Genomic DNA, 26,978 nt, shown 5'->3' on the forward strand with positions numbered 1-26,978 from the left:
AGAGGAGTCGCCATGCTCACCCGACGCGCCATCGGTGCCGTCCGCCGCCTTCCCCGGCGCGCGGCCTACGGGATGCTCGGCGGCGTCCTGGCGGCCACCCTGATCGCGGTGGCGGCGACCCGGTCCTGGGCCGCGCTGACCGCCGCGCTGGCCGTCCTGCCGGCCGGCCTGGCGCTGGTGCTGGTGGAACTGCGCCGGGTCCGGGCCGCGGTACGGCGACTGCTGGCCCGGGCCGTGGCGACCCGGGAGCGCCTGGCCGAGCACCGCCGTCAGCAGGCCGCCCTGGCCACCGAGCTGTACGACCAGAGCGCCCTGCTGGGCCGCGAGTTCCCGGCCGACCTCGGTCCGCTGGTACTGCGCAACCTGGTCGGCCGCGGCGACGCCCTCGAGGCGTACCGGCTGACCCGCCGCGGCGACCTGGCGGCATACCCGCTGTGGGTGGTCCGCCGGCTGCGCGACCACCTGCAGCGGCGCGGCTACTACCGGCCGGCCGCGGAACTCGCCGAGTTCTGCGTGGCGCACGGCGGCACCGAACTGGACCACCGGGTCCGGACCACGCTGCGCGGCGAGATCGCGGTGCTGTCCGGGGAGTTCGTGCCGGCCGTGCCGTCGGGGACGCCGGAGGCTCCGGTACCGGGCCGGGTGCTGCACCTGGTCGGCAAGTCGCTGCCGCGGGTGCAGGCGGGCTACACGCTGCGCACCCACTACATCGCCACGGCACAGCGGGACGCCGGACTGGACCCGCACGTGGTCACCCGGATGGGCTTCACCGAGGGCGCCGGCACCGAGGTGGTGGACGGGATCGCGTACCACCGGGTGGCCGGGCCCGACTACGACACGGTGCCGCACGACGCCTGGCTGGCCGCGCACGTGACCGGGGTGGCCGCGCTGGTCCGCGAGCTGCGGCCGGCCGTGCTGCACGCGGCCAGCGACTACACCAACGCGCTCACCGCGGTGGCGATCGGCCGGGCGTACGGCATCCCGGTGGTCTACGAGTCGCGCGGCTTCTGGGAGGAGACCTGGCTGTCCCGCTCCGAGCAGCGGTACGGCTGGGACCTGGCGCGGCTCGCCGAGCGGCACGGCCTGCCCGACCTGTACCTGGGCCGCCGGGAGATCGAGGACCGGATGCGGCGGCAGGCGGACCGGGTGGTCACGCTGGCCGAGGTGATGGCCGACCGGATCGTCGCGGGCGGCGTACCGCGGGACCGCATCGAGGTGGTGCCGAACGCGGTGGACGTGGACGCGTTCCCGGTGCTGCGGCGCAACGCCGACCTGGCCGGCCGCCTCGGCCTGGCCCCGGGCACGGTGGTGCTGGGCTACATCTCGTCGCTGGCCGAGTACGAGGGCATCGACACACTGGTGGCCGCGTACGCCCGGGTGAAGGCGACGGCCCCGGCGACCGCGCTGCTGATCGTCGGCGACGGCGCGGTCCGGGCCGACCTGGAGGCCGCCGCGCGGGACCTGCCCGACGTGCACTTCACCGGCCAGGTGCCGCACCACGCGGTGCTGGACTACTACAGCCTGATCGACATCTTCGTGGTACCGCGGCGCCCGGTCGAGGTGTGCCATCTGGTGACGCCGCTGAAGCCGTTCGAGGCGTTCGCCACCGGCCGTACCGTGGTCCTCTCCGACGTCCGCGCGCTCGCGTCGATCGCCGCGGAGAGCGGCGCGGCGGAGCTGTTCCGGGCCGGCGACGTGGAATCGCTGGCCGGGGTGCTGCGCGACCTGATCGCCGATCCGGACCGCCGGCGCCGGCTCGCCGACGCCGGCGCCGCCTGGGTCCGCGCGGAACGTACCTGGGCCGCGAACGCGCGGATCTACCAGCGCGTGTACGCCGAGCTGACCGGCGCCCCGCTCAGCTCAGCGCAGAGCGGCGCCTAGCATCGGCGCCAGCGTCCGGGCGTAGGTGGCGGTCACGTGGCTGGCGTCCCGGTACACCAGGATGTTGCCGACGATCACCGGGCACGCCTGCCGGGTGCAGAACCAGGGCAGCGGGTCGACGACCGTCACCCCGCGGGCCCGCAGCGCGGCGGCGATCGCCCGGCGCCGCTCCGGGTACGGCAGCGCGGACCCGGCGTCCACCACACAGGCCCGCGGGTCGCGCAGGTGTACCGACAGGCACTCGGCGGTGTCCCCGGCCTGGTACGGCGTGTCCTCGAGCAGGTACACCCGCGCACCGGTGGCGGCCACCTTGCCGGCGGACCGGACCCAGCCGTCGATCCAGGTGCGGTCCGCGTACCCGGGATCGGTGACCGGCGCACCGGAGTCGTCGACCACGGCGCCACCGCCGGCGGCCGACGCCAGCACGATCCGGCTGGGACGCAGCGAGGCGAGGTAGCCCCAGACCGACTCGCGCCACACCACGCATTCGTTGTACGGCCGGTTCAGCTTGGCCTGGAAGATCCGTACCGACGCGGCCGAGCAGGCGCTCTTGGTCACCACCACGAGCCGCCAGCCGCGTTCGCGGGCCACCGCGTCCAGGGCCGGGAACCAGTGCGCGGCATGCGAGTCGCCGAACAGCACCACGGTCTCGGCGCCGGCCGGATCGCCGTACACGCACGGGCGTTTCACCTCGGCGTCGGTGAAGCCGCCGGAGCAGCCGTCGGCGTACAGCCGGGCCCGGTCCGCGGCCGCCTCCGCCAGCGGCGGCGTGAGGTTCGCCGGTACCGCCGGCGTGCGCACCCCGTCGGCCAGCAGCCGGGCCAGGCCGTCCGGCGGGGCGGAGGCGGCCGGGGCCAGGTAGCCGGTGCCGAGCCCGGCCCGGCCCACGTCCGAGGCGCCGAGCACCGCGTACCCGGCGGCGGCGAGCGCGGTGACCAGCAGCCCGGCGCCGACCGCCCGCCACGGCCGGGAGCGCAGCGCCGCCCAGTGCCGCACCGGGTTCTCCACCAGCCCGTAGGTGAGCGCCGCGGCGACCAGCGCGGCGCCGGCGAGCAGCAGGTGCACGGTGCGGCCGGGGGCGACCCCGAGCGCGTACGGGCCGATCATCAGGAACGGCCAGTGCCACAGGTACCAGGAGTACGACAACCGCCCGACCGCCTGCAGCACCGGTTCGCCGAGCAGCCCGGACGGCGCGGACGCACCGCCGATCAGGACGGCCGCCGCACCGGCCACCGGCAGCAGGGCCGCGTACCCGGGGAACGGGGTGCGGGCGGTGAACAGCACCGCGGCGAGCAGGACGGCGGCCAGCCCGGCCCCGCCGAGCAGGGTGGCGGCGCGGCGCGGCAGGCGCAGGCCGAGCACCGCCACCAGCGCGCCCACGCCCAGTTCCCAGGCGCGGGTGTGCAGCCCGAAGTACGCCCAGGTGGAGTTCGCGCCGGTCTGCCACACCGACACCGCGAAGGAGACCAGCACCACGACCGCGATCGCCGGTGCGAGTACCCGGCGGCGGCGGCCCAGCGCGTACGCGCCGAGCAGCACCAGCGGCCAGACCAGGTAGAACTGCTCCTCGACCGCGAGCGACCAGAAGTGCTGCAGCGGCGACGGGGCGGCGTCCGCGTTCAGGTACTCGGTGCCGGCCGCGGCCATCCGGTAGTTCAGCCCGTACAGCGTGCCGAACAGCCCGTCCAGCACGATCTGCGGCGACCGCAGCGGAGGCAGCCAGGCGATCGCGGCGGCCACGGTGACCGCGGTGACCAGCGCGGCGGCCGGCAGCAGGCGGAGGAACCGGCGGGCGTAGAAGCCGGCGATCGAGATCGTGCCGGTGGCGGACACCTCCCGCAGCAGCAGGCCGGTGATGAGGAAGCCGGAGATGACGAAGAAGACGTCCACGCCCACATAGCCGCCGCCGAACAGCGACACCCCGCAGTGGTAGAGCACCACCAGCAGCACCGCGACCGCGCGCAGCCCCTCGATGTCGCGCCGGTACCCGGTACGCCGGGGGCGCGCGGCGACCGGCGCGTTCCCGGCCGCGGCTCGCCGGGCCGGGCGCGGAACGGTGAACCGCGTGACGGTCACAGCCGATGCGCCTCCGGTGCGCTGGTCACGCCGCGGGTGTCGAAGAACCGTTTGGCGATGCCGGCCAGGTGGTCGGCGTCGTAGCCGCGGTGCTGCTGGACCAGGATCACCAGGTCGGCCGCGGCGCAGGCGCCGTCCAGGTCGTCGGTACGCGGCACCGGCTCGTCACCCACCTGCCAGGTCCCGACGTACGGGTCGTGGTAGCTCACGTGCGCGCCCAGTGTCATCAGGTGCCGGGCCAGCGGGGTGGCCGGCGACTCCCGCTGGTCCGCGATGTTCGCCTTGTAGGTGACCCCGAGCAGCACGATCGAGGCGCCGTGCACCGCCTGGCCGTCCGCGTTCAGCAGGTTCTGCGCCCGCCGCGCCACGTACGCCGGCATGGTCGCGTTGATCTCCTGGGCCAGCTCCACGAACCGGAACGGGTAGCCGAGCTTGCTGCGTACGTTGTGGCTCAGGTAGTTGGGGTCGATCGGGATGCAGTGCCCGCCTACGCCCGGCCCCGGATAGAACGCCTGGAACCCGAACGGCTTGGTGGCCGCGGCCCGGATCACGTCCCACAGGTCGATGTCCAGCTCGTGGCAGAACCGGGCCATCTCGTTGACCAGCGCGATGTTCACGTGCCGGTAGGTGTTCTCCAGCAGCTTCGCGGTCTCCGCCTCCCGGGTGCCGCGGGTGCGCACCACGGTCTCGACGAACCGGCCGTAGAACTCCACCGCCCGGTCCGCGCAGGCGCCGGTGTGGCCGCCGACCACCTTGGGGGTGTTGTGCGCGCCGAACGTCTCGTTGCCCGGGTCGATCCGCTCGGGCGAGAACGCCAGGTGGAAGTCGACGCCGGCGACCAGCCCGGAGAGCCGTTCCAGCGCCGGGCGGACCAGTTCGTCGGTGGTACCCGGATAGGTGGTGCTCTCCAGCACCACCAGCATGCCGGGCCGCAGGTTGCGGCCCACCGCCTCGGTGGCGCCGAGAACCGCGCGCAGGTCCGGGCCGTCGCCCTCGGACAGCGGCGTGGGTACGCAGATCACCGCGGTCCGGGCGGCACCGATCAGGGTCTCGTCGGTGGTCGGCCGGAAGCCGGCGGCGAGCATCTCGGCGATGTCGGCGCCGGCCAGGTCGTCCACGTGCGAGTGGCCGGCCGCGAGCGAGGTCACCACGCCCGGGTCGACGTCGTAGCCGAGCACGGTCATCCCGGCGCGGGCGGCCTGCTGGGCGAGCGGGAGGCCCACGTAGCCGAGGCCGAGGACGGCGACGTCGTATGTCACGGCAGTGCTCCTTCTCAAGTCGGGGAAACCGGCGGACGCTCGCCCTGGTACGGCAGCGAGAGATCGAAGGCCGCCAGCGGGTCCGGTGTGGGGTGCGGGTCGGCGGCGCGGGAGGCCTGCCGGGCCACCACCGGCGTGCGGAGCACGGTGGGCGGCGCGGCGGCGGGCCGTCCGCCGGCCCGCTCGTACGGCGAGACGAACGGCAGGTACGCGGGCAGGAACGCGGCCAGCAGTTCGGCCTGCAGGCGCGCGATCGCGTCGGCGGAGTCCGTGTCGTTCAGGCAGAACGCGTCCAGGTGCCGGTTGCGCAGCAGCCGGGCCAGCTTGAACGGGGTCGCCGAGTCGGCCAGATCGGTGTACATGTACCGGATCTCGCCCGGCACGGCCCGCCCGGTCAGGTACGCGTAGTACTGCTGCAGCGAGGAGAGCAGCGCGACGTCGTCCGGGTGCCGGAACTGGTGTGCCGCGGTGGCGTCCACGTGTTCGGCGAAGCGGTCCTCGATCTCGGCGATCACGCTGCGCCGCGACGGATGCGGGGTGTGCATCATCTTGCGGGTCAGGATCCGGCCGAACGCCTGCTGGATGAGGCGGCGGTTGTTCTTGCCGGCCCAGTTCGGGGGCGGGTCGGTGGGCCGGCGCGGCGCCGAGTCGACCAGGGCGCTGGACGGGAAGAACCGGGTCAGGCCGCCCGGCGTGAAGAACGTGGTGGGTGCGACCGGCCGGCCCAGCACCACGTCGTCGTTGAGGTATAGGAAGTGCTCGGACAGTCCCGGGATGCGGTGCAGCCGCGACTCGATGGCCTGCGAGTTGAACGTCGGCAGCCGGCCGGTGTCGCCGAAGATCTCCCGGTGGTTGACCATCGTGATCCGCGGCTGGTCGGTGTCCAGCCAGGCCGGCACCTGGTCGTCGGTGACCAGGAAGATCCGGCGCACCCACGGGGCGAAGCAGTGCAGCGAGCGGATCGAGTAGCGCAGTTCGTCGCGGGAGATGTACCGGCAGTCGTTCGCGGCCTGGTCGTTGACCTCGGCCACCCACGGGTTCTCGCGCACCGCCCGGGCCTTGCGGTCCAGCCAGGCCGGGTCGGCGCCGTCGACCCAGGTGTAGACCACGTCGATGGGGAAGTCGACCCGGTCCGGGCTGCCCGACGTGAACACCGCGCGGGTCCGGTACCCGGCGGTCTCGTCCGGCGGGCAGAACTCGCTGAACGCCGTCTCCGGCGCGGTCACCACCGGCTCGTCCGCCGGCACCAGGTCGGCCACCGGGTTGGGCCGCGGCCCGTGCAGGTTGCCGTCCCGCTCCCGCCAGAACTCGACCTCGCAGCCCAGGTCCGGGCCGAGGACCAGGCTGCCGCGGGAGTCGGTGACCGGCCAGCAGACCCGGAGCACCTGCGCGCCGCGGCGCCGTCGCCGTCCGGCGCCCCGGCCGGGTCCCTGCACCACCTCGATCCGGCCGGCGTCGGCCGCGGTCAGGTCTTCCAGGAGGCCGACGACCAGGTCCCGGTCCCGCTCCGGCACCGCCACCGCGGTGTGGGTGAACGACCGGGCCGGGATCCGGAACCAGTCGACACCGGCCGCGTCGAGCGCCGTGACCACCCGGTCGACGTTGTCCCGGCGGACCGAGGCGGGGCTGGCGGTGTCGTCGCGGCGGGCCCGGAACCGGCCGTGCGGGGAGCGGACCCGGGGCCGGTCGGTCTCCGCGGCGGACCGGAGCCGGGGCGGCGGCGCGATCGGGACCACCCGGCAGGCGACCCGGAGGCGCTGACCGGCCGGCAGGTGCGGCAGGACCCGGTCGCGTACCGCGTCGAGGATGCGCCGCCGGACCGACCAGGGTGCCAGTCGCAGGAGCCGCCGCAGGGGCACGCCGTCGTCCTTCCGCCGGTTGTCTGTGGGCCGGACCCCGGCGATCTCCGCCATCCCGGTCACGAGCCTCAACGCCGCTGTTCATCGGAAGGTTGCGGTCGATACCGGCGTTACAGACATCTGCGCCAAGCCGCCACGGACGTGAAGAAAGTGACGCCTGTTACCAGCGGTATACGCCATCCGGGGCACCCCCCGAGGGCGAATCCGGCCCGGGCCACCCCTACGGGAGAGATCGGGGTTACGGCCGATGCGGCGGCTTGCACCGTGGGCGCATGGTGGAGGTCGGGCCGGGTGCACCGGCCGGGGCTGGTTCGGGAGGCCGAGATGGGCAAGGGCGTGGCATACCTGGTGGCGGCGATCGCCGGGGTGGTCGTGGTCGGCTGGGTGGCGATCAACCTGTTGCAGGCGCTGGTGGGCGCGCTGGCGTACCTGATCGTGGGTGCGGTCGTGGTCGGCGGCGGGGTGTACCTGTACGGCAAGGCCAAGCGTGCGGTGGCGCCCGGCACCCGCACCCAGCGCCGGATCGAGGCCGCCGCCCGCACCTACCGGATGCGCAACCGGTAGGTCTGCGCCGGGGCGGCTAGGCTTGCGGCATCTCCGCCACGCTCACCAACGGGAAGTTGCGCCGTGTTTGACACCTTGAGTGACCGCCTCTCCGGGATCTTCACCAAGCTCCGCGGCAAGGGCAAGCTCACCGACGCCGACATCGACGCCACCGCTCGCGAGATCCGCCTCGCCCTGCTCGAGGCCGACGTCGCGCTGCCGGTGGTCAAGGCGTTCATCGCCGCGCTCAAGGAACGCGCCCGGGGCGCGGAGGTCTCCGAGGCGCTCAACCCGGCGCAGCAGATCATCAAGATCGTCCACGAGGAGCTCATCACCGTCCTCGGCGGCGAGGGCCGGCGCCTGCAGTTCGCCAAGCAGCCGCCCACCGTGATCATGCTGGCCGGCCTGCAGGGCTCCGGTAAGACCACGCTCGCCGGCAAGCTGGCCCGCTGGCTCAAGGGGCAGGGACACCAGCCGCTGCTGGTCGCGGCGGACCTGCAGCGCCCGAACGCGGTGAACCAGCTCCAGGTGCTGGCCGGCCGGGCCGGGGTCGACGCCTACGCGCCGTTCCCCGGCAACGGCGTCGGCGACCCGGTGCAGGCCGCCCGCGACTCGATCGAGCACGCGAAGCGGACCGCCAAGGACATCGTCATCGTCGACACCGCCGGCCGGCTCGGCATCGACGCGGAGATGATGCAGCAGGCCCGCGACATCCGCGACGCGGTCCGGCCGGACGAGACCATCTTCGTCATCGACGCCATGGTCGGCCAGGACGCGGTGACCACCGCCGAGGCGTTCCGCGACGGCGTCGGCATCACCGGCGTGGTCCTCTCCAAGCTCGACGGCGACGCCCGCGGCGGCGCCGCGCTCTCCGTCCGCCACGTCACCGGCGAACCCATCCTGTTCGCGTCCACCGGCGAGAAGCTGGAGGACTTCGACGTCTTCCACCCCGACCGGATGGCCAGCCGCATCCTCGGCATGGGCGACGTGCTGACCCTCATCGAGCAGGCCGAACAGGCCTTCGACGAGGATCAGAAGGAGAAGATGACGGCGAAGCTGATGGGTGGCGAGCAGTTCACCCTCGAGGACTTCCTCGACCAGCTGATCGCCGTCCGCCGGATGGGACCGATCGCCAACATCCTCGGCATGATGCCCGGCATGGGCCAGATGAAGGACCAGCTGGCCGAGCTGGACGACAGCCACTTCGACCGGGTCACCGCGATCATCCGCTCGATGACCCCGCAGGAGCGCACCACCCCGAAGATCATCAACGGCTCCCGCCGGGTCCGCATCGCCAACGGCTCCGGGGTCACCGTGATGGAGGTGAACCAGCTGCTCAACCGGTTCACCGACGCGCAGAAGATGATGAAGCAGATGGGCGGCATGATGGGCCTGCCCGGTGCGGGCCGGCGCAAGGCCACGAAGAGCCCGAAGAACAAGCGCAAGGGTACGAAGGGCGGCAACCGTCCCCGGGTGGGCGGGGGCATGCCGGGCGCCAAATTCCCGGGGGCTCTGCCCGGCGGGATGCCGCAGCTCCCACCGGGGATGGACCCGAACGCCCTGGCCGGCGGCCAGGGCCTGCCGCCCGGGTTCAAGCTGCCGAACCTCGACTTCAACAAGCTGAACAAGCCGAAGAAGGACGGCGGCAAGTAGGCGGAATCGAGCGCTACGGCGACGTGGTCCGCTTGGCCCGTGGCGTCGGCCCGAGCGTTCCGTGCTGGGCCGGGGCGAACGAGCTGGACATCCCGGTGTCGTTCGGCTGCGGGAACCCGTGCCGCTCGTAACCCCGGGCGTAGGTGGCGTGCGGCGTCTCCTGGACCGGGGACGAGGACCGGCGCGGCGTCCAGTACATGCTGGTGTCGGCCGTGGTGTAGCTCCCGGCGGTCGAGGCCGGGGACGTGGAGCGGTTGGCGAAGGCGGCCGCCGGATTCGCGTACGTGCGGGGCGCGCCGACGATGGTGATCCCTTCGAGCGGCACGATGGTCGGGGTGGACTGCACGCTGCGGTACTCCTGTCCGAGCGCCTTCGTCTCGCTCGGCTTGGTGCCCCAGATCACCGGCTGCAGGGCGGCGGACACCGCCGAGATGACCGCCTGCGCCGTCTCCGTCTGCGCGTTGGACAGGCCCGCCGCGGCGGCGAAGTCCAGTCCCGCCTTGGACGAGGTGACCAGGGCATTCAGGGTGTGCGCCGCCGAGTAGTACGGATCCTTGCGCAGTTCGCCGTTCACGCACAGGGCGGCGAGAATGCCGATGCTGGTGACCGCGCTCGCCAGCGTGCCGCCGGCGTTCATGTTGCTGCCCTGGGCGGGGCTGAGCTGCGGAATGTTGGAGACCAGACCCACCGCCGAGCCGAGGCTGTTGAGGAAGTTGGCGGCCTCGTGCAGATTGCTGACACCCCCGGGCGGCGCGGCGAGAACGTAGCCCGCCAGGGGGCGACTGCGGCTCAGCCGCTGGGCCGGCGCCGGGGCGTGGTGGAAGGGCAGGGTCGGATTCGTCATGGCCGCTCCTCGAGTTTCGTGCCCGTACAACGGAGCGCGCGCGACAGGAGTTCACGCCGTCGGGTAGGACTTGGTCATGACTCTGCACGTACGCGGGACGGTGCTCCCCGAGGGTGAGGTCCGGGATCTCTGGCTGGTCGGGGACCGGGTGACGTACCAGCCGGTGGCCGGCGCGGAGACGGTCAGCGACGGCGGCTGGATCCTGCCCGGGCTGGTGGACGCGCACTGCCACCTCGGCATCGCGTACGGGGCGAAGCCGATCCAGAGCCTCGACGAGGCACGGGACCTGGCCGCCCAGGACCGCGACGCCGGAGTGCTGGCGCTGCGTGACGCCGGGTCGCCGTACCCCTATCCCGAACTGGACGACGACCCCGGCGTGCCGCGGCTGGTCCGGGCCGGCCGCCATGTCGCGCCGCCGCGGCGCTATCTGCGCGACATCGGCATCGAGGTCGCGGCGGCGGACGTGGCCGCGACCGTCGCCGCCCAGGCGAAGGCCGGCACCGGCTGGGTCAAACTGGTCGGCGACTGGATCGACCGCTCGGTGGGTGATCTCGCACCGTCCTGGGACGCCGCCACCATGGCCGGCGCGGTCGAGGCCGCGCACGCCGCCGGGGCCCGGGCCGCGGTGCACACGTTTTCCGAGGAGGGCGTGGAGATCATGGTGCGCGCCGGGGTCGACTCGGTGGAGCACGGCACCGGTCTGTCCCTCGACCTGATCGACGAGATGGCGCGCCGGGGGACCGCGCTGGTACCCACGATGATCAACATCCGGACCTTCGGGACCATCGCGGACCACGCGCGGGCCAAGTTCTCCGGGTACGCCGACCACATGCTCGCCCTGCGCGACCGGTTCCCCGAGGTGGTGCGGTCCGCGCACGAGGCCGGCGTGCCGGTCTACGTCGGCACCGACGCGGGCGGCGGCATCCGGCACGGACTGGCCGCCGAGGAGATGTTGGCCCTGCACGCGGCCGGCATTCCCGCGGCCGACGTGCTGGCGTCCGCGTCCTGGCGGGCCCGGGAGTGGCTGGGCTTTCCCGGCCTGACCGAAGGCGGCCTGGCCGACCTGGTCGTCTACCCCGCCGACCCGCGCACCGACCTGCCGGTCGTCCGCCACCCCGCGCGCATCATCCTGCGCGGCCGCGTCGTGAAGTGACCTGGCCGGAAGGGCGGTCGGGTGGGCGCACTAGGATGTCGCGTCATGGCTCGCGTGCTCACTCCCCGTGCGGAGGACTTTCCCCGCTGGTACCAGGACCTCATCGCCAAGGCACAGCTCGCCGACAACGGGCCGGTCCGGGGGACGATGGTCATCCGACCGGCCGGGTATGCCATCTGGGAGCGCATGCAGGCCGACATGGACGCCCGGATCAAGGACGCCGGCGCCCAGAACGCGTACTTCCCACTGTTCATCCCGGAGAGCTACCTGCGCCGCGAGGCCGAGCACGTGGAGGGCTTCTCGCCGGAACTCGCGGTGGTCACCCACGCCGGCGGCAAGCAGCTCGCCGAGCCGCTGGTGGTGCGCCCGACCAGCGAGACCGTGATCGGCGAGTTCATGGCCAAGTGGGTCGACTCGTACCGGGACCTGCCGCTGCTGCTGAACCAGTGGGCCAACATCGTGCGCTGGGAGCTGCGGCCGCGCACGTTCCTGCGCACCACCGAGTTCCTCTGGCAGGAGGGCCACACCGCGCACGCCACGCAGGACGACGCCCGCCGCTACGCGCGGGAGATCCACAAGCACGTGTACGAGGGCTTCATGGTGGACATGCTGGCCATCCCGGTGGTGCCCGGTCGCAAGACCAAGGGTGAACGGTTCGCCGGCGCTACCAACACGATGACCGTCGAGGCCATGATGCGCGACACCAAGGCGCTGCAGATGGGCACGTCGCACGAGCTCGGGCAGAACTTCGCCAAGGCGTTCGACATCACGTACTCGTCCTCGGCCGGCACCGTCGAGCACGCCTGGACCACCTCGTGGGGCACCTCCACCCGGATGATGGGTGGCCTGATCATGGTGCACGGCGACGACAACGGCCTGCGGCTGCCGCCGCGGCTGGCGCCGATCCAGGCGCAGGTCATGGTGGTCAAGGCCGGTGAGGGCGTGGTCGAGGCCGCGGCCCGGCTGCGCGACGACCTGGCCGCCGCCGGGGTCCGCGTGCGCCTCGACGACCGCGCCGACGTGCCGTTCGGCCGCCGGGCCGTGGACGCCGAGCTGCAGGGCATTCCGGTCCGCATCGAGGTCGGCCCGCGCGATCTGGCCACCGGCAACGTGGTGGTGGCCCGCCGGGTGGACGGCACGAAGTCGCCGGTGGCGCTGGACGCGGTGGTGGCTGAGGTGACCGCCGCGCTGGAGACCGACCAGCAGCGCCTGTACGACGACGCGCTGGCCTTCCGCGAGGAGAACACGGTCGAGGTCAAGACGCTGGGCGACGCGATCGAGGCGGCGCAGACCGGCTGGGCCCGGGTCCCCTGGGCGGCGGTCGGCAACGACGGCGAGGCCGAGGCCAACGGCAAGGCGGTGACCGTACGCTGCCTGGTCCGCGAGGACGGCACCATGCCCGACTCGGACGACGAACCCGGACTGGTCGCGATCCTGGCGCGTTCCTACTGATGCACCGGTTCCACCCCGGCCGCACCGTCCTGTACCGCAACACCCAGCACGGCCGCGTGGTCAACGTGCGGCCGTGCCGGGTGGTCGCGGACGACGAGCGCGGCCTGCTGCTCTGGGTGGCCCGGGGCACCCCGGTGGTGTACGAGGTCGCGGACGACGGCCGCCGCGTCCGCGCGATGCCGTTCGCCGAGTGGGCCACCCTGGGCCGGCGCATGGTCTCCGACACCTGGGAGGGTCCCGGCATCCTCAAGTTCGTGCCGCCGGACGTGGACCACTCGGTGTGGTTCTTCCGCGACGACGCCGGCCGCTTCGCCGGCTGGTACGTCAACCTGGAGGAACGCGCGGTCCGCTGGGACGACGGCGCCGTGGCCGGGATCGACGTGGTGGACCAGGACCTGGACGTCGACGTCGCGCCGGACCGCACCTGGCGCTGGAAGGACGAGGACGAGTTCGCCGAGCGCCTGGCGCTGCCGGAGCATTACTGGGTGCCCGACGAGCAGGCCGTGTGGGCCGAGGGCCGCCGGGTGATCAAGCAGGTGGAGGCGGGCGAGTTCCCCTTCGACGGCACCTGGACGGACTTCACCCCCGACCCGTCCTGGCCGGTCCCCGACCTCCCACCCGGCTGGGACCGTCCCACCGCCGCACGCCCCTGACCCGGGTCACGAGGGCGGCACCGGCAGCTGGAACACCGACGGCCCGCGGTGGGAGCGCCGACCATGAGCCGGCCCGGCAGCGCGGCGACATCCGCGATGATCTCCCGGGTACCGTGTCACGCCACTGCGCCGGCGGATACCCGCCCGGGTGTGGGGAAGTCGGGCAGGTCGTGGCGGGTGACCGCGACGATGATCAGGTCGTACCACCGGCCGGTCGCCGTCGGGCCGCCCGAGTCGAGCCGCGTGACAGTCGTGTCCGCGTCGTGCGACGGCCCCAGGGCCGAAGCGCGTGTGGCGAGACGGTTCGCTCCGCACCGGAACTCGACACGCCCGGTCGCCTGGTGCCCGGCGTGTGGAGGCGCGGTGCGCTCCGCATCCGAAAGCCACACGCACTCCGCATCGAGGGAACCAGGCGCGGCCGGCGGAGCTTGCCACGCGCCGCGTTCCGCCGGACCTTGCCGTGACCTCCTGGATCTGCCTGACCCTCCGGGAGCGCCGCGCGGTCGGGGCCGGGCGCGTCCGCTGGACCACGTCACGAGGCGGAGGTGGCGCTCCTTGCCGCACCTCAACCCCGGGGCGATGCGGAGCGAGCCGGGTCGCCGCTCACGCAGCATGAAGGGCGCGGGCCGCCGCCGGTGGGCCCCCGCCCGGCCTCGGCGGGAGCGACGGTCCGTACCAGGCAACCAGCCACGACACCCTGCTTTTGATCTTGTTGGGCCGAAAGACAAGGCCCGATTGGGAGCGTGCGCGGATCGTCTGGCAGAATGGCTAGCTGGTATCCGGCACGCGTGAGGCGCCCTCTAACCCTGAGCGCGATGCCAGTCCACGAGACATCGGTCCCGCAATCCCCACGTGGGTTCCGTCGGCTCACCCGCGTAATCATCAGGAGCGAAATCACCGTGGCCGTAAAGATCCGGCTTCTGCGGATGGGCAAGATCCGCAACCCGCAGTACCGCATCGTCGTCGCCGACTCGCGCACCAAGCGCGACGGTCGCGCCATCGAGTATGTCGGCATCTACCAGCCCAAGGAACACCCGTCGGTCATCGAGGTGAAGTCCGAGCGGGTGCAGTACTGGCTGTCGGTCGGCGCTCAGCCGAGCGAGGCCGTGCAGCGCATCCTCGAGAAGACCGGCGACTGGCAGCAGTTCAAGGGCCTGCCCGCGCCGCCGCCGCTGCTCGTGGCGGCGGAGAAGGTGAACCGTCAGGCGGCCTACGAGGCTGAGGCCAAGGCCGCCGCCGGTGTCGCCGAGGCGCCGACCCGCCCGGCCAAGAAGGCGAGCAAGGCCGCCGCCGCTCCGGAGGCCGCCGAGGCCAAGCCGGCGCAGACCAAGCCGGTCGAGCCCGCCGAGCCGAACCGCGAGGCGGTCGCCGAGACGGCAGAGGATCCCGCCGGTGCCGGCGCCGACGCGAGCTGACGGGGCGCTCCGGCCCGCGCTGGAGCACCTCGTCAAGGGCATCGTCGACAACCCGGACGACGTCCGGGTCCGGCTGGTCGACTCGCGTCGCGGCAAGCGGCTCGAGGTCCGCGTGCACCCGGAGGACCTGGGTACGGTCATCGGGCGCGGTGGTCGCACGGCCAAGGCGCTGCGTCAGGTCATCGGGTCGATCGGTGGGCGTGGCATCCGCGTCGACATCGTCGACGCGTACTGATCGCCACGATGCTGCTCGTCGTCGGCCAGATCGGCAAGCCGCACGGGATCCGGGGCGAGGTCCTGGTCACCGTGCGGACCGATGAGCCCGAGGAACGATTCGTCGCCGGCACGGTGTTCACCACGGAGGTCCCCCGGGACCGCCGGGTGAGCACCGGCCCGGCGCCGGAGACCGCGCCGGGTGTGGCCTACCACGTGCCGGAGAAGCTGACCCTGGAGTCGCTGCGCTGGCACCAGGGGCGGATCATCGCCCAGTTCGCCGGCGTCCCCGACCGCAACGTCGCCGAGGCGCTTCGCGGCGTGCTGTTGCAGGTGGACAGCGCCGGGCTGGCGCCGCCGGACGATCCGGACGAGTTCCACGACCATCAACTGGTCGGCCTGCGGGTGGTGGCGGTGGACGGCGCCGAGCTGGGCACCGTGCAGCGCATCGAGCACGCCCCGGCGTCCGATCTGATCGTGCTGGCGAAGGCCGGCGGCGGGACCGCGCTGATCCCGTTCGTCAGCCGGATCGTGCCGACCGTCGACCTGTCCGGCGGGCGCGTGGTGGTCGACCTGCCCGAGGGTTTGCTGGACCTGTAGGGATCGCTGATGCGCGTAGACATCGTCTCGATCTTCCCGGAGTACTTCGCCCCGCTGGAACTGTCGCTGATCGGCAGGGCGCGGGCGACCGGCCTGCTCGACGTGCACCTGCACGACCTGCGGACCTGGACCTCCGACGTGCACCGCACGGTGGACGACACCCCGTACGGCGGCGGGCCCGGCATGGTGATGCGCCCGGAGCCGTGGGGGCAGGCGCTGGACGCCGTGGGGCCCGGCACGCTGGTCGTGCCGTCGCCGGTGGGCCGGCCGTTCACCCAGGCCGACGCGCACGAACTGGCCGCCGAGGATCACCTGATCTTCGCCTGCGGCCGGTACGAGGGCATCGACCAGCGGGTGCTGGACGACGCCGCCGCCCGGATGCCGGTCCGGGAGGTCTCGCTCGGCGACTACGTGCTGTTCGGCGGCGAGGTCGCGGTCATCGTGATCATGGAGGCGGTCACCCGGCTGCTGCCCGGGGTGCTGGGCAACGCCGACTCGCTGACCGAGGAGTCATACGCGGCCGGGCTGCTCGAGGCGCCGGTCTACACCAAGCCGGCCGCCTGGCGGGGCCACGAGGTGCCCGAGGTGCTCCGCTCCGGCGACCACGGGCGGATCGCGCGCTGGCGGCGTACCCGGTCGTTGGTGCGCACGGCGACCCGGCGGCCCGACATGTTCGCCGCGTACCCCGCGGAACGGCTCGACAAAAGCGACAGGGCCGCTCTCGAGGAGGCCGGATTTCAGGTCCCGCCTCCCGGTGTGGCAAAGTAGTGAGGTTGCCGTTCTCCTCCGCGCCGCGGAGGGAACGAGGATCCGCCGGAGTGCCGGCGGTTCGGAACCACCCATTCGCGCATCGAACTCCCGATGCGCTTTGAGCAAGAGGATGCAGCGATGAACACGCTGGACGCACTCGACGCCCAGTCGCAGCGCACCGACATCCCCGACTTCCGGGCCGGCGACACCGTCAAGGTGCACGCCCGGGTCGTCGAGGGCAACCGTTCCCGCGTCCAGGTCTTCCAGGGCGTCGTGATCAGCCGCCAGGGCGGCGGGCTGCGCGAGACCTTCAAGGTCCGGAAGATCAGCTTCGCGGTCGGTGTCGAGCGGACGTACCCGATCAACAGCCCGGCGATCGACAAGATCGAGGTCGTCACCCGTGGTGACGTGCGCCGCGCGAAGCTCTACTACCTGCGCGAACTGCGGGGCAAGAAGGCCAAGATCAAGGAGCTGCGGGAGAAGCAGCCCGCCAGCTGACGCCCTTCGATCCGTCATTTCCGCGCAGGGCGAACTACTCTTGCGGATGTGAGGGATCCAGAACCAAGCCACTGCGGTGACCGCCGCGCTGGCGGGTCATTCGCACTACCGCCCGAAACGTCCCCGCTGAAGGGGGATCCCGGGCGGTAGTGCTGTATCCGGGGCAGGTCGGCCGGGACGGCGGCAGGAGATGCGTAGCGTGGGACAGATGGACGGCTACCGACGTGGGTCAGCGACGAGCCGGCGGCGTCGGGGACGGGTGATCCGGCGCAAGGAGATGCCGTTGTGGCAGGAGTTGCCGCTGCTGCTGGTGGTGGCGTTCTGCCTGGCCGTGCTCATTCGGACCTTCCTGGTGCAGGCGTTCTTCATCCCTTCGGGGTCGATGGAGAACACCCTGCTGATCGGCGACCGGGTGCTGGTGAACAAGGTCGTGTACGACATGCGCGACCCGCTCCGCGGCGAGATCGTGGTGTTCCGCGGCACCGACAACTGGGCGCCGGAGGAGGTCGAGCCGGTCAGCCAGGCGTTCGCGGCGAAGCTCGGCCGGACCGTCGGCGACCTGGTCGGCGTCAGCCGTCCCGGTGAGCGGGACTTCATCAAACGGGTGATCGGGCTGCCCGGCGACAAGGTTTCCTGCTGCGACGCGCAGGGCCGGATCCTGGTCAACGGCGAGCCGATCGACGAGCCGTACGTGGAGGAGAACTCCCCACTGGACGCGCCGCCGAACCCGCGTCAGTGCACCAGCCGCCAGTTCGCCGAGGTGACCGTGCCGGCCCGGGAGATGTTCGTCATGGGCGACCATCGCCTGGTGTCCCAGGACGCCCGGTGCCAGGGACCGGTGCCGATCGACAACGTGATCGGGCGGGCCTTCGTCATCGTGTGGCCGAGCAACCGCTTCAGCGGCCTCAGCGTGCCGGAGAACTGGAAGCGGTACTCCGCGGCACCCGCGCCCGGAGCGGCCCCGGTGGAGCGCCCACGACCGGATCCGGTCAATGCGGTCGTGCTCGTGCCGTTCCTCGTAAGTGCGGGTCTATCCGCGCGTTCTGGACTGACGTTCACGTCTCGGCGACGTAGGCTCCGTTCGTGATTGACGAGCAGACCGAGAAACGCCGTGGTTCGTTCTGGCGAGAACTACCCATCCTGCTGGGCGTTGCCATCCTCGTCGCCTTCCTGGTCCGCGCGTTCGTCCTGCAGACCTTCTACATCCCGTCGCCGTCGATGGAGCACACGCTCAACATCAACGACCGGGTGCTGGTGAACAAGCTCGTCTACGACTTCCGGGACCCGCGCCGCGGCGAGATCGTGGTGTTCAAGGCGCCGGGCAACTGGCAGAGCGGCACCGAGGGCGACGACTTCATCAAGCGCGTCATCGGCGTCGGCGGCGACCACGTGCAGTGCTGCGACGACAAGCAGCGCCTGACGATCAACGGGCAGCCCCTGGACGAGCCGTACATCTACACCGATGCCGACGGCACCCAGGACCCGGCCGCCGACGAGTCGTTCGACATCACCGTCCCGCGTGGCCGGCTGTGGGTGATGGGCGACCACCGGTCGGCGTCCGGCGACTCGCTGGAGCACTGGCAGCAGAGCCAGGACATCAACGAGGCCACCATCACCGACGACTCCGTGGTGGGCCGGGCCTTCACGATCTTCTGGCCGGTGAACCGCGCCGACTGGCTGTCCGTTCCCAAGGAGTTCGCGGCCATCCCGGACGCGCCCGCCGCCAAATGAGGCGGGCGCCGGGCCGGTCGGAAGATCACCTGGAAGCGCAATAGGCTGGTGCTGTGACCGTAATCGACCGTCGTGCCGCCCGGGTGGTGCTCGTCGACCGTGCGGACCGCGCCCTGCTGCTCCGCGGCAGCGACCCGGCCCGCCCCGGGCTGCGCTGGTGGTTCACCCCCGGCGGCGGGCTCGACGAGGGCGAGACGCCGGCCCAGGGCGCGGCGCGCGAGCTGTTCGAGGAGACCGGCCTGCGGATCGACCCGGCCGACCTCGGCGAGCCGGTCTGGCACCAGGTCACCCGGTTCAGCTACGACTCCCGGCAGTACCGCCAGGAGCAGGACTTCTACCTGCTCCGGGTGGACGGGTGGCAGGTCGACACGACCGGCTTCGACGACGAGGAACGCGCCACCATCGACGGGCACCACTGGTGGTCGGCCGAGGAACTCGACGCCACCACCGAGACGATCTTCCCGGAAGACCTGGCCGACCTGCTCCGCCGCCTGACCGGGGTGGCCTGATGCTGACCCCGGCCCGCACCGTGATCCGTCGCGAGGGCGGCCTCTACGCGATGGAACGTGCCCTGCAACGCCGCGGCTTCCGGCACGTCGCCGGCGCCGACGAGGCCGGCCGCGGTGCGTGCGCCGGACCGCTGGTGGCGGCCGCGGCCATCCTGCCGGAGGGCAGGCGCGGCGAGATCGACGAGCTGGCCGATTCCAAACTGCTCACCGCACCGGCCCGGGAACGGGTGTACGCCGAGGTGGTGGCCCGCGCGCTGGCCTGGTCGGTGGTGATCGTCCCGCCGACCGAGGTGGACCAGCGCGGGCTGCACGTGTGCAACCTGGCCGCGATGCGGCGCGCGCTGGCGTCGCTGCAGACCCGACCGGAGTACGTGCTGACCGACGGCTTCCCGGTCGACGGTCTGGGCGCTCCCGGTCTCGCGGTGTGGAAGGGCGACCGGGTGGCCGCCTGCGTCGCCGCGGCCAGCGTGCTCGCCAAGGTCACCCGGGACCGGCTGATGGTGGAACTGCACGACCGGTTCCCCGACTACGGCTTCGCCGAGCACAAGGGTTACATCACCGACGAGCACAGCGCCGCGCTGACCCGCCACGGGCCGTGCGCGGAGCACCGCTTCTCGTACGTCAACGTGGCTGCCGCCTCCGGGCGCAGCAACCGGCCGCCGCGCGCCCGCCGCCCGGTGGCCGCGGTTCCGGCCGGACCCGAGCCGATGATGCTCTGGCCTGCGCCGGAGGGTACCGTCGGCGTGGCGTCCGGCGAGCAGCCTCGGCCGCCGGTGCCGGTGGGGGAAGATGAGGCAATGGAGGGCGAAAAGCAGTGAGCGGAGCGGTGAGGCTACGGTCCGGACCGGCGCGGCGAATGATCGCCGAGCCGCGGAGCGGAGGCCAGCAATGAGTGCAGAGGATCTCGAGAAGTACGAGACCGAGATGGAGCTGCAGCTCTACCGGGAGTATCGCGACATCGTCCGCCAGTTCTCGTACGTTGTGGAGACCGAGCGCCGCTTCTACCTGGCGAACCAGGTCGACCTGCACGTGCGCAACGCCGACGGCGAGGTCTACTTCGAGGTCGAGATGCACGACGCCTGGGTCTGGGACATGTACCGTCCGGCCCGGTTCGTCAAGAACGTTCGGGTAATGACGTTCAAGGATGTCAACGTGGAGGAGCTCGAGAAGCCGGACATCTCGCTGCCGGACAATGCCGGCTTCGGCGGCAGCTGACGGTTATCCACAGGCGGTCCCCGGCGGGCCCGCCGGCTCGGCATGCTGTCCGGCATGCCGTTGCTGCTCGTCGTCCTGCTCGCGCTGCCCGGCCCGCCGGCCCTGCTCGCGCTGCCCGGCCCGCCGGCTCTGCCGCTCCGCTTCACCTGGCCGGTCGTGGAGGCCCGGGTCACCCGGCCGTTCGACCCACCGCCGCAACCGTGGCTGGCCGGTCACCGCGGCGTCGATCTCGCCGCCCGGCCGGGCGCGCGGGTGCGGTCCGCGGGCCCCGGCACGGTCGTCCACAGCGGCCTGGTGGCCGGCCGCGGCGTCGTCAGCGTCGCCCATGCGCACGGGCTGCGCACCACGTACGAGCCGGTCACGTCGACCGCCGCCACCGGCGAGCGGGTCGCGGCCGGCGATCCGCTCGGCCGCCTCGACGCGGGCCACCCCGGCTGCCCCGCCGCCGCCTGCCTGCACTGGGGCGCCCACCGCGACGGCGGGTATCTGGACCCGCTGGCGCTGCTCGGCCGAGGCCGGGTCCGGCTGCTAGCGGAGCCCCTGCAACAGCGGCGGGAGGCGTTCGGCGAGCCGTTCATACTCGTCCGGCCGGTTGTAGACCTGCCCGCTGAGCCGCAGCCAGCCGCGGCCGCCCCAGGCGTTGATCGCCGTCTCCACGGCCAGCTTGTCCGCGATGTGCTGGCGCAACGCCCGCGCCTCCGGGAACGTGGTGGCCACCCCGGCCGGCAGCGGCACGATCCGCATCGAGACCGCCGCCGCGCCCGGCTCCGGCAGGTCGGCCGGCGCGAGGCCGAGGGCCTCACCCACCACCCGCTGACCGTACGCCGCCAGCGCCGCGTTGTGCGCCCGCACCTCGTCCAACCCGAGCGTACGCAGCACGAACAGTCCGGCCGGCGCGGACAGCCACGAGGTGTAGTCCAACGTGCCCTGGAACTCCACCGACTGCGGAAAGCCGGAATCCTGCTCCCACGACACCACCAGCGGATCCATCCGGCGGGGCCAGCCCGGCGCCACCGACAGCAGCGCCGTCCCGCGCGGCGCGAACGCCCACTTGTGCAGGTTCCCCACCCAGAAGTCGGCCCCGATCGCGGCCACGTCCACCGGCAGCATCCCGGGCGCGTGCGCCGCGTCCACCAGCACCGGGATGTCGTGTTCCCGGGCCGCGGCGACGATCCGGCCGACCGGCAGCGCGGTGGCCGTCGCGGACGTCAACTGGTCGACGATCAGCAGCTTGGTCCGACCCGGCCGGAGCGCGCCCCGGATCCGCGACACGATCTCCGCCTCCGGGGCCCCGAGCGGCACCGCCACCGTCCGCGCGGTGGCACCCACCCGCCGGCACTGCCGCCGCACCGCGAGCGCCACCGCCCCGTACGCGTGGTCGGTCAGCAGGATCTCGTCACCGGACGCCGGCCGCACCGACTGCAGCACCAGCGACACGGCCGCCGTGGTGTTCGGCACCAGCGCGCTGCGTTCCGGGTCCGCACCGAGGAACGCGGCCAGGTGGCGGCGGGTGTGCGCGACCCGGTCGTGCAGCCCCTGGGCGAAGAACTTCAGCGGGTTCGCCTCGGTCTCGTCGCGCAGCCGCTGCTGGGTGCGTTGCACGCTGATCGGGACGGCGCCGTACGACCCGTGGTTGAGGTAGGACACCGCCGGGTCGAGCGAGAACAGGAGACGGGCTCCGGCGATCGGCGAGGGCGGGCTCACACCAGGATCGTACGGGTCCGGCGGCCCGCAGACCGGGGGATGCGTTTCCGTTATACGGCGCCCGGGGTCCGGGGTCTGGTTATGGTCAGGCCCGGGGGTGCGCCTGCCGGAACGCGGCGCGCAGCCGTTCCGTGGAGACGTGCGTGTAGATCTGGGTGCTGGCGAGCGAGGCGTGCCCCAGCAGGTCCTGCACCGCGCGCAGATCCGCGCCGCCGTCCAGCAGGTGGGTCGCGGCCGAGTGCCGCAGGTCGTGCGGGCTGGTGTGCGGCAGCCCTGCCGCCCGGGCCGCGGCCGCCACGATCCGGCGGACCACGGTCTGCTGCAGCCGCCCGCCCCGCGCGCCGACGAACAACGCCGTTCCGCTGTGCGCCCCGGCCAGCACCGGCCGACCGGCGCGCAGCCACTCGTCCAGCGCCCGCTGCGCCGGCACGCCGTACGGGACCGCCCGCTCCTTGGCGCCCTTGCCGAGGACCCGGACCACCCGGCGGGCGTCGTCGACATCGGCGAGGTCGAGCCCGCACAGTTCGCTCACCCGTACCCCGGTCGCGTACAACATCTCCAGCACGGCCCGGTCGCGGATCTCCGCGGCCGCGTGCGGCGGCGTCGCCGGTTCGCCGGTCCGCGGCGCGGTCGTCACCAGGTCGGCGGCCTGATCCGCGCGCAGCACGCCGGGCAGATCCCGGTGCGCGCGCGGGCTGGCCAGCTGCGCGCCCGGGTCCGCCGGGCACAGTCCGGTCCGGTGCGCCCACGCGGTGAAGGCCCGCGCCGCCGCCGCCCGCCGTGCCTGAGATGTCCGGGCCGCGCCGTCGCGCATGCGGCTCGCCAGCCACCCGCGCAGCACCGCGATGTCCAGATCGGCCGGCCCGGCACAACCGGCCCGCGCGGCGTGGTCCAGAAGCGAGACGACATCACCGAGGTACGCCCGCACGGTGTGCGCCGACCGGTTCTCCACCCGCGCCAGGTACAGGCCGAACTCGTCCACCGCCTCCCGCATGGCCGGTGGTAGAGCCTCGTGGATCTCCCGGGTGCCCATCGCGTCGGTCGTCCGCCTTCCGGGCGCCGCCGTGCGGTGGCGCCTCGTGGATGTCCGGGGCGCCTCCGCGTCGACCGTCCGCCTTGTCGATCTTCGAGGTGCCTGTTGCGTCCGACCGTCCGCCTTTCGGGCGCCGCCGTCAAGCGTCCGCGCCTATGCTGCGGTGATCCGTCAAGCTGGGGAGGTGGCGATGAGGACAGTGTGGCGGGCCCTCGGCCTGCTGACCGCGGCGCTGGTGCTGACGGCGTGCGACAACCCCGGCGACGACGCCGACCCGGGACCCACCGCGGGCGGTGCGGCTCAGCCGGCCGCGACCGTCGGACTGGGCGACCGCGGCTCGGGACCGTCGTCCGCCGGCACGACCACCCGGGAGATCACCGCGACGTTCCAGTTCACCACGCCGTCCAAGAACATCGGCTGTCTCGTGGCGGCGGACACCGCACGCTGCGACATCGTGCAGAAGGCCTGGAAGGCGCCGCCGAAGCCGGCGGACTGCACGCTCGACTACGGCAAGGGACTGTCCGTCGGCCCCGACCAGAAGGCGGCCGAGGTCTGCGCCGGCGACACGGTGCTCGGCAGCAAGGAGATCCTGCCGTACGGCCAGGCGGTCCGGGTGGGCGAATTCGTGTGCGAGAGCGAGAGTTCCGGGGTCAGGTGCCGGAACCTGAAAAGCGAGCACGGCTTCACCATTTCCCGGGATGCGTACACGGTCTTCTGAGGGTGGTCTTGGTCCCTCTGGGCCGAGATCGCGTCTTTTGTCGGTCATCCGGCCACCGGTGCGGCGTCGCAACAGTCGGGCAGTCGGCATACCAAGCCGCTAGGCCATCGAGTTCTGCGCTGAGTTCTTCCGGCCTACCGCGGGCGATTCCACACGGACGGAAGTGTCATACCTGGGTTCTAGGGTCGGGGTCATGGCGAGTTGGCAGGAGATCGAGAAGGACGCCGCCGAGTTCGCGGCGAAGGTCAAGGCCCGCTTCGACTCGGGCACCAACAAGACGATCGCGACTCTGCGCCGCGACGGCTCCCCCCGGATCAGTGGGAGCGAGGCGGCGTTCGTCGACGCCGAGCTGACGTTCGGCATGATGCCCGGCTCGATGAAGCTGCACGATGTCCGCCGTGATCCACGGATCGCGATGCACAGCCCGACGATCGAGCCACCGGCCGGCGGTCCCCAGGAGTGGCCGGGCGATGCCAAGGTGGCCGGCACCGCGGTGGAGGTGCCTCCGCCGGCCGACGGCCCGCACCCGGAGGCCGGTCACTTCCGGCTCGACATCACCGAGGTGGTGCTGACCTACGTCGGGGACCCGGCCGATCATCTGGTGATCGAGTCCTGGCACGCGGGTCGTGGCTACCGCCGACGAACCCGGGCTTGAGTTGAGCGGGATGCGGCTTGGGGGACCTGTGGTGCGGTCGCCCTGGGGCAGAGGCGGGCGCACGCACCACAGGCGTGTTCGGATCATCCTTAGTGGACAGTGATCCGCTACGCCGACCGTAGATCCAGGAGTCAAGACAGGCAAGGGTGTTTGCCGTGATTGCCTGGCGTGGCGTGGCGCGGCGTGGCCGGGCCTAGCGTTGCGTGGCTGGGCTGGCGTGGCGTGGCCGGCCCTAGCGTGGCTGGGCTGGCGTGGCGTGGCCGGGCCTAGCGTTGCGTGGCTGGGCTGGCGTGGTCTGGCGTGGTCTGGCGTGGCGTTGCGTGGCAGGGGTGCCGGTGCGGCCGGCGTTCGCCGGTGGGGGGATTGCCGTTATGGCCGGGTGAGTTGGACGCGATCGGCGGGATGCACCGTCGTGCTGCCGTCCGGGGCCGTGACGACCAGAACCGGCACGCCCTCGCCAAGGCGGTGTGCACGGCGCTCGGCGTCGGTGGGCATGCGGGCACCGGCACGCTCGCCGCGAGCCAGGGTGATGAGCTTGACCTCTTCGGGGATGCGCACGAAGGTGCCGCGCGGCCGCTCCACGGTGACCAGGCCCTCGGTGCGGAGCTGAGCGATGGCCTGACGGACGGTGGTGCGGCTGATCCCGTACTCCTGAGCCAGGCGCAGCTCGCTCGGCAGCGGCTCGCCCGGCCCGAGCTCACCCGACATGATCTGATCGCGCAGCAGATCAGCAAGCTGACGGAAAACCGCGCGGTCGGCCGAGGGATCGATCATGCCAGCCACCGTACGTGGCCACGATGCTCCATCACGTTGTACGTACAGATCCATGTTGGTAGGATAGCACCGCCGCACTGAGAAGGCCGAGCTTGATTGGGCGGCAGGGCGACGGCGGTCGGTCACACTCCACGCCTGGCGGTGAAGCATGCCGCTGGGCGGTGATCGGCCGTCGTTTGCTCTCGAGCGTCGGCTGGGCTGGCTCCCGGACCGTTCGGCAAGGGCTGGCCTGGGCTTCCGGGACGTCGGGGCGGGTGCGCCGGGCCGGTCCTCGGGCCGTTCGACTGGGCTGTTTCGACTGGACCGCTTGGCTGGGTCGTTCTTGCGGGGCCGTTTCGGCTGGGTGGTTCTGGCGGGGCTGTTCTGGCTGGGCGTGGTCTGGCTGGGCGTGGTCTGGCTGGGCCGGTCTGGCGGGACCGGTTTGGCTAGGCGGTTCTGCGGTGGCGGCCGCAGGCGTTGATTGTCCACTGTGACTGACGGGGGGAGGTCCACTTGCGACGAGACGATGCCGGCGGGCTAGGCCGAGTCGCTGAACGGTGGGCGCGCCCAGGACAGGAACCGGTCGTGCAGGCAGTCCTGCGCCACGTCGTCCTCGGCCGCCTCCGCCATCCGTCCCGACAGGTGGATGATCAGACTGGAGGGGAGATCGAGAAACTCGGCCAACAGGTCCCGCCGGGCGTCGGCGCACGGCCACGGCATCCGGCAGACGCGGCAGTCCCAGGCCGGCCGGTCGGGGAGGTGCTCCACGCCCGGGGTCACGGGATGGTGCCGTTCGCGCGATGGGCCTGGGCGGGAGTGAGTCTGCCGGCCCTCCCGGTATCGGCGCCGAAGGTGCGACCCGACAGGCGCAGCTCGGTGAACGTGCGCCCGGCAGCCGACATGCGGAGCGGAATTCCATCCGACGATGGGGCGTCGGGACGCCACTCGGTGATGTCGGTCAGCAGGAACTGGACCGGCCAGCGGTGTCTCGTGTGCTCAACGGCGGCCCGCAGTGCGTCGTTGAGCCAGGCGTCCCGTGGCCATCTGCTCGGCGGTGGCCGGAGGCGATCCTCTGCGGCCTGTGGTGATGAGGCCGGTGGTCGCGCGATGCGGGTGGCAGGGACGGCGCGCGGTACGCGAGCGCCGGTGCGGAAGGCGCCGTCCAGCGGGCCGGAGCGAGGGGTGGGAGGTCCGGGCCGTCGGCGAGGCGAGGTGGTGGGTGGTTTGGCCGATCGGAAAGGCGGAGCGGTGGGTGGTTTGGCCGATCGGAAAGGCGGAGCGGTGGGTGGTTCGGCTGACGTGGAAGGCCGGACGGCGGGTGGCTCGATCGGGGGCGCTGGTGGAGTTGCTGGTGGTTCGGTTGCTAGGAGAGCTGGGGCGGCGGGTGGTGGTGCGGGTGGCAGGCGAGGCGAGGCCGCGTGTGGTGCCCGAGGCGTGAGGACCGGTGGGGCAGGGAGTCGGGCGGGCGGGGGTGCGGGCGGGTGCGGCACCGGTGGCATGCGTGGGGAGGCGCTGCGCGGGGCGGTGGGTGGCGGCGGCGCGGCGGCGGGCGGTGTCGGTAGTGGGTGCGGCGTCATGCCGAGGGTCTTCCGGTCGGAGAGCTCTCCTTGGGGATACGGCGTGCGGATGAACGGCGCGGAGGCGGGCGGCGTCCGTGCGTCGAATGCCGGGCCGAGGTCCGTCAACGTGGCGGCGGGGTCGGGGCTTGTCTGCGTGGTGGCAGGGCGAGGGCTCATCTGCGTGGCGGCAGGGTGGGGACTCGTTCGCCTGGTGGCGGGGTCGGGGTGCGTCCGTGCGTGGGCCGGAGCGGG

General features: G+C 72.6%; 27 protein-coding genes and 1 pseudogene. 19 read left to right on the forward strand and 9 right to left on the reverse strand.

Annotated elements, in window-relative coordinates:
• The first annotated feature begins 12 nt into the window (after positions 1–12).
• A complete protein-coding gene (locus LDL48_RS20045; protein ID WP_225256705.1) occupies positions 13–1,881 on the forward strand; it encodes a glycosyltransferase family 4 protein in 1,869 nt (622 codons plus the stop codon).
• On the opposite strand, the gene LDL48_RS44565 is transcribed toward LDL48_RS20045, so the two are convergent.
• Genes LDL48_RS44565 through LDL48_RS20060 form a run of 3 tightly spaced genes read right to left on the reverse strand, consistent with a single transcriptional unit; the run spans position 1,861 to position 7,138 of the window.
• Complete coding sequence (locus LDL48_RS44565) at positions 1,861–3,957, reverse strand: acyltransferase family protein (RefSeq protein WP_225256706.1); 2,097 nt, start codon at positions 3,955–3,957, stop codon at positions 1,861–1,863. The two genes, LDL48_RS20045 and LDL48_RS44565, sit on opposite strands and share 21 nt — an antisense overlap.
• Entirely contained in the window at positions 3,954–5,216 is a 1,263-nt protein-coding gene (locus LDL48_RS20055) for a nucleotide sugar dehydrogenase (RefSeq protein WP_225256707.1), read from the reverse strand. The genes LDL48_RS44565 and LDL48_RS20055 overlap by 4 nt, the downstream gene beginning before the upstream one ends.
• Positions 5,217–5,230: 14 nt before the next feature.
• Positions 5,231–7,138, reverse strand: coding sequence for a stealth family protein (locus LDL48_RS20060; RefSeq protein ID WP_225256748.1), 1,908 nt, complete (start codon positions 7,136–7,138; stop codon positions 5,231–5,233).
• 261 nt (positions 7,139–7,399) lie between these two features.
• Between LDL48_RS20060 and LDL48_RS20065 the strand changes: the two genes are divergently transcribed.
• A complete protein-coding gene (locus tag LDL48_RS20065) occupies positions 7,400–7,639 on the forward strand; it encodes a hypothetical protein (protein WP_225256708.1) in 240 nt (79 codons plus the stop codon).
• Between the two features lie 63 nt (positions 7,640–7,702).
• The gene (gene ffh / locus LDL48_RS20070; protein ID WP_225256709.1) at positions 7,703–9,271 is read left to right on the forward strand and encodes a signal recognition particle protein; all 1,569 of its coding nucleotides are present in this window, start codon (positions 7,703–7,705) and stop codon (positions 9,269–9,271) included.
• A gap of 13 nt (positions 9,272–9,284) precedes the next feature.
• On the opposite strand, the gene LDL48_RS20075 is transcribed toward ffh, so the two are convergent.
• On the reverse strand, positions 9,285–10,115 hold the full coding sequence (locus LDL48_RS20075) for a hypothetical protein (RefSeq protein ID WP_225256710.1): 831 nt from the start codon (positions 10,113–10,115) through the stop codon (positions 9,285–9,287).
• Between the two features lie 76 nt (positions 10,116–10,191).
• Between LDL48_RS20075 and LDL48_RS20080 the strand changes: the two genes are divergently transcribed.
• The 13 genes from LDL48_RS20080 (at position 10,192) to LDL48_RS20140 (ending at position 20,304) form a co-directional block, all read left to right on the forward strand.
• Complete coding sequence (locus tag LDL48_RS20080) at positions 10,192–11,268, forward strand: amidohydrolase family protein (protein WP_225256711.1); 1,077 nt, start codon at positions 10,192–10,194, stop codon at positions 11,266–11,268.
• A 45-nt stretch (positions 11,269–11,313) separates the two neighbouring features.
• Positions 11,314–12,720, forward strand: coding sequence for a proline--tRNA ligase (gene proS, locus LDL48_RS20085; RefSeq protein ID WP_225256712.1), 1,407 nt, complete (start codon positions 11,314–11,316; stop codon positions 12,718–12,720).
• Positions 12,720–13,373, forward strand: coding sequence for a ribonuclease FAU-1 family protein (locus LDL48_RS20090; protein WP_225256713.1), 654 nt, complete (start codon positions 12,720–12,722; stop codon positions 13,371–13,373). The genes proS and LDL48_RS20090 overlap by 1 nt, the downstream gene beginning before the upstream one ends.
• 899 nt (positions 13,374–14,272) lie before the next feature.
• Complete coding sequence (gene rpsP, locus LDL48_RS20095; RefSeq protein WP_225256749.1) at positions 14,273–14,788, forward strand: 30S ribosomal protein S16; 516 nt, start codon at positions 14,273–14,275, stop codon at positions 14,786–14,788.
• Positions 14,766–15,023, forward strand: coding sequence for an RNA-binding protein (locus LDL48_RS20100; protein WP_014447131.1), 258 nt, complete (start codon positions 14,766–14,768; stop codon positions 15,021–15,023). Before rpsP ends, LDL48_RS20100 begins: the two co-directional genes overlap by 23 nt.
• A gap of 11 nt (positions 15,024–15,034) precedes the next feature.
• Positions 15,035–15,601 (forward strand): ribosome maturation factor RimM, encoded by a 567-nt coding sequence (gene rimM / locus LDL48_RS20105; protein ID WP_225256750.1) that lies wholly within the window; start codon positions 15,035–15,037, stop codon positions 15,599–15,601.
• Positions 15,602–15,610: 9 nt separating this feature from the next.
• Positions 15,611–16,369, forward strand: coding sequence for a tRNA (guanosine(37)-N1)-methyltransferase TrmD (trmD, locus tag LDL48_RS20110; protein WP_225256714.1), 759 nt, complete (start codon positions 15,611–15,613; stop codon positions 16,367–16,369).
• A gap of 120 nt (positions 16,370–16,489) precedes the next feature.
• A complete protein-coding gene (rplS, locus tag LDL48_RS20115; RefSeq protein ID WP_225256715.1) occupies positions 16,490–16,849 on the forward strand; it encodes a 50S ribosomal protein L19 in 360 nt (119 codons plus the stop codon).
• A 190-nt stretch (positions 16,850–17,039) separates the two neighbouring features.
• Positions 17,040–17,936 (forward strand): signal peptidase I, encoded by an 897-nt coding sequence (lepB, locus tag LDL48_RS20120; protein ID WP_372472153.1) that lies wholly within the window; start codon positions 17,040–17,042, stop codon positions 17,934–17,936.
• The gene (gene lepB, locus LDL48_RS20125; protein WP_225256717.1) at positions 17,933–18,580 is read left to right on the forward strand and encodes a signal peptidase I; all 648 of its coding nucleotides are present in this window, start codon (positions 17,933–17,935) and stop codon (positions 18,578–18,580) included. The genes lepB (LDL48_RS20120) and lepB (LDL48_RS20125) overlap by 4 nt, the downstream gene beginning before the upstream one ends.
• A gap of 53 nt (positions 18,581–18,633) precedes the next feature.
• Complete coding sequence (locus LDL48_RS20130; RefSeq protein ID WP_225256718.1) at positions 18,634–19,089, forward strand: NUDIX hydrolase; 456 nt, start codon at positions 18,634–18,636, stop codon at positions 19,087–19,089.
• Entirely contained in the window at positions 19,089–19,907 is an 819-nt protein-coding gene (locus LDL48_RS20135; protein WP_225256719.1) for a ribonuclease HII, read from the forward strand. Before LDL48_RS20130 ends, LDL48_RS20135 begins: the two co-directional genes overlap by 1 nt.
• Before the next feature lie 70 nt (positions 19,908–19,977).
• Positions 19,978–20,304 (forward strand): DUF2469 domain-containing protein, encoded by a 327-nt coding sequence (locus tag LDL48_RS20140; RefSeq protein ID WP_225256720.1) that lies wholly within the window; start codon positions 19,978–19,980, stop codon positions 20,302–20,304.
• 3 nt (positions 20,305–20,307) lie between these two features.
• On the opposite strand, the gene LDL48_RS44570 is transcribed toward LDL48_RS20140, so the two are convergent.
• Entirely contained in the window at positions 20,308–20,631 is a 324-nt protein-coding gene (locus LDL48_RS44570; protein WP_308016472.1) for a hypothetical protein, read from the reverse strand.
• Between LDL48_RS44570 and LDL48_RS44575 the strand changes: the two are divergent.
• Positions 20,557–20,739 (forward strand): annotated as a pseudogene (locus tag LDL48_RS44575) (M23 family peptidase); the annotation flags it as partial. The gene LDL48_RS44570 and the pseudogene LDL48_RS44575 overlap by 75 nt on opposite strands.
• Positions 20,740–20,832: 93 nt before the next feature.
• On the opposite strand, the gene LDL48_RS20150 reads toward LDL48_RS44575, so the two are convergent.
• A complete protein-coding gene (locus LDL48_RS20150) occupies positions 20,833–22,008 on the reverse strand; it encodes an aminotransferase class V-fold PLP-dependent enzyme (protein WP_225256721.1) in 1,176 nt (391 codons plus the stop codon).
• Positions 22,009–22,093: 85 nt separating this feature from the next.
• A complete protein-coding gene (locus tag LDL48_RS20155) occupies positions 22,094–23,041 on the reverse strand; it encodes a tyrosine recombinase XerC (RefSeq protein ID WP_225256722.1) in 948 nt (315 codons plus the stop codon).
• Positions 23,042–23,231: 190 nt separating this feature from the next.
• Here LDL48_RS20155 and LDL48_RS20160 point away from each other — a divergent pair, with 190 nt between their 5' ends.
• Together LDL48_RS20160 and LDL48_RS20165 are read left to right on the forward strand one after the other, a co-directional pair.
• Positions 23,232–23,759 carry a DUF6636 domain-containing protein gene (locus LDL48_RS20160; protein ID WP_225256723.1) on the forward strand — a complete coding sequence of 176 codons (528 nt, stop codon included), beginning with the start codon at positions 23,232–23,234 and terminating at the stop codon, positions 23,757–23,759.
• Between the two features lie 193 nt (positions 23,760–23,952).
• A complete protein-coding gene (locus tag LDL48_RS20165) occupies positions 23,953–24,414 on the forward strand; it encodes a pyridoxamine 5'-phosphate oxidase family protein (protein WP_225256724.1) in 462 nt (153 codons plus the stop codon).
• Between the two features lie 369 nt (positions 24,415–24,783).
• Here the strand turns inward: LDL48_RS20165 and LDL48_RS20170 are convergent, their stop codons facing one another.
• A complete protein-coding gene (locus LDL48_RS20170) occupies positions 24,784–25,188 on the reverse strand; it encodes a winged helix-turn-helix domain-containing protein (protein WP_225256725.1) in 405 nt (134 codons plus the stop codon).
• Positions 25,189–25,704: 516 nt separating this feature from the next.
• Entirely contained in the window at positions 25,705–25,947 is a 243-nt protein-coding gene (locus LDL48_RS20175; RefSeq protein ID WP_225256726.1) for a hypothetical protein, read from the reverse strand.
• Between the last annotated feature and the right edge of the window lie 1,031 nt (positions 25,948–26,978).

The organism is Jidongwangia harbinensis, from assembly GCF_020216025.1.
Classification (GTDB): Bacteria; Actinomycetota; Actinomycetes; order Mycobacteriales; family Micromonosporaceae; genus Actinoplanes; species Actinoplanes harbinensis.

Bases quoted from the DNA above. Each gene is read 5' to 3' on its own strand.
- LDL48_RS20045 (WP_225256705.1), top strand. From the start codon at position 13: ATGCTCACCCGACGCGCCATCGGTGCCGTCCGCCGCCTTCCCCGGCGC.
- LDL48_RS20065 (WP_225256708.1), top strand. From the start codon at position 7,400: ATGGGCAAGGGCGTGGCATACCTGGTGGCGGCGATCGCCGGGGTGGTC.
- LDL48_RS20075 (WP_225256710.1), bottom strand. From the start codon at position 10,115: ATGACGAATCCGACCCTGCCCTTCCACCACGCCCCGGCGCCGGCCCAG.
- LDL48_RS20080 (WP_225256711.1), top strand. From the start codon at position 10,192: ATGACTCTGCACGTACGCGGGACGGTGCTCCCCGAGGGTGAGGTCCGG.
- proS (WP_225256712.1), top strand. From the start codon at position 11,314: ATGGCTCGCGTGCTCACTCCCCGTGCGGAGGACTTTCCCCGCTGGTAC.
- LDL48_RS20090 (WP_225256713.1), top strand. From the start codon at position 12,720: ATGCACCGGTTCCACCCCGGCCGCACCGTCCTGTACCGCAACACCCAG.
- trmD (WP_225256714.1), top strand. From the start codon at position 15,611: ATGCGCGTAGACATCGTCTCGATCTTCCCGGAGTACTTCGCCCCGCTG.
- rplS (WP_225256715.1), top strand. From the start codon at position 16,490: ATGAACACGCTGGACGCACTCGACGCCCAGTCGCAGCGCACCGACATC.
- lepB (WP_372472153.1), top strand. From the start codon at position 17,040: ATGCGTAGCGTGGGACAGATGGACGGCTACCGACGTGGGTCAGCGACG.
- LDL48_RS20135 (WP_225256719.1), top strand. From the start codon at position 19,089: ATGCTGACCCCGGCCCGCACCGTGATCCGTCGCGAGGGCGGCCTCTAC.
- LDL48_RS20140 (WP_225256720.1), top strand. From the start codon at position 19,978: ATGAGTGCAGAGGATCTCGAGAAGTACGAGACCGAGATGGAGCTGCAG.
- LDL48_RS44570 (WP_308016472.1), bottom strand. From the start codon at position 20,631: ATGGGCGACGCTGACGACGCCGCGGCCGGCCACCAGGCCGCTGTGGAC.
- LDL48_RS20155 (WP_225256722.1), bottom strand. From the start codon at position 23,041: ATGGGCACCCGGGAGATCCACGAGGCTCTACCACCGGCCATGCGGGAG.
- LDL48_RS20160 (WP_225256723.1), top strand. From the start codon at position 23,232: ATGAGGACAGTGTGGCGGGCCCTCGGCCTGCTGACCGCGGCGCTGGTG.
- LDL48_RS20165 (WP_225256724.1), top strand. From the start codon at position 23,953: ATGGCGAGTTGGCAGGAGATCGAGAAGGACGCCGCCGAGTTCGCGGCG.
- LDL48_RS20170 (WP_225256725.1), bottom strand. From the start codon at position 25,188: ATGATCGATCCCTCGGCCGACCGCGCGGTTTTCCGTCAGCTTGCTGAT.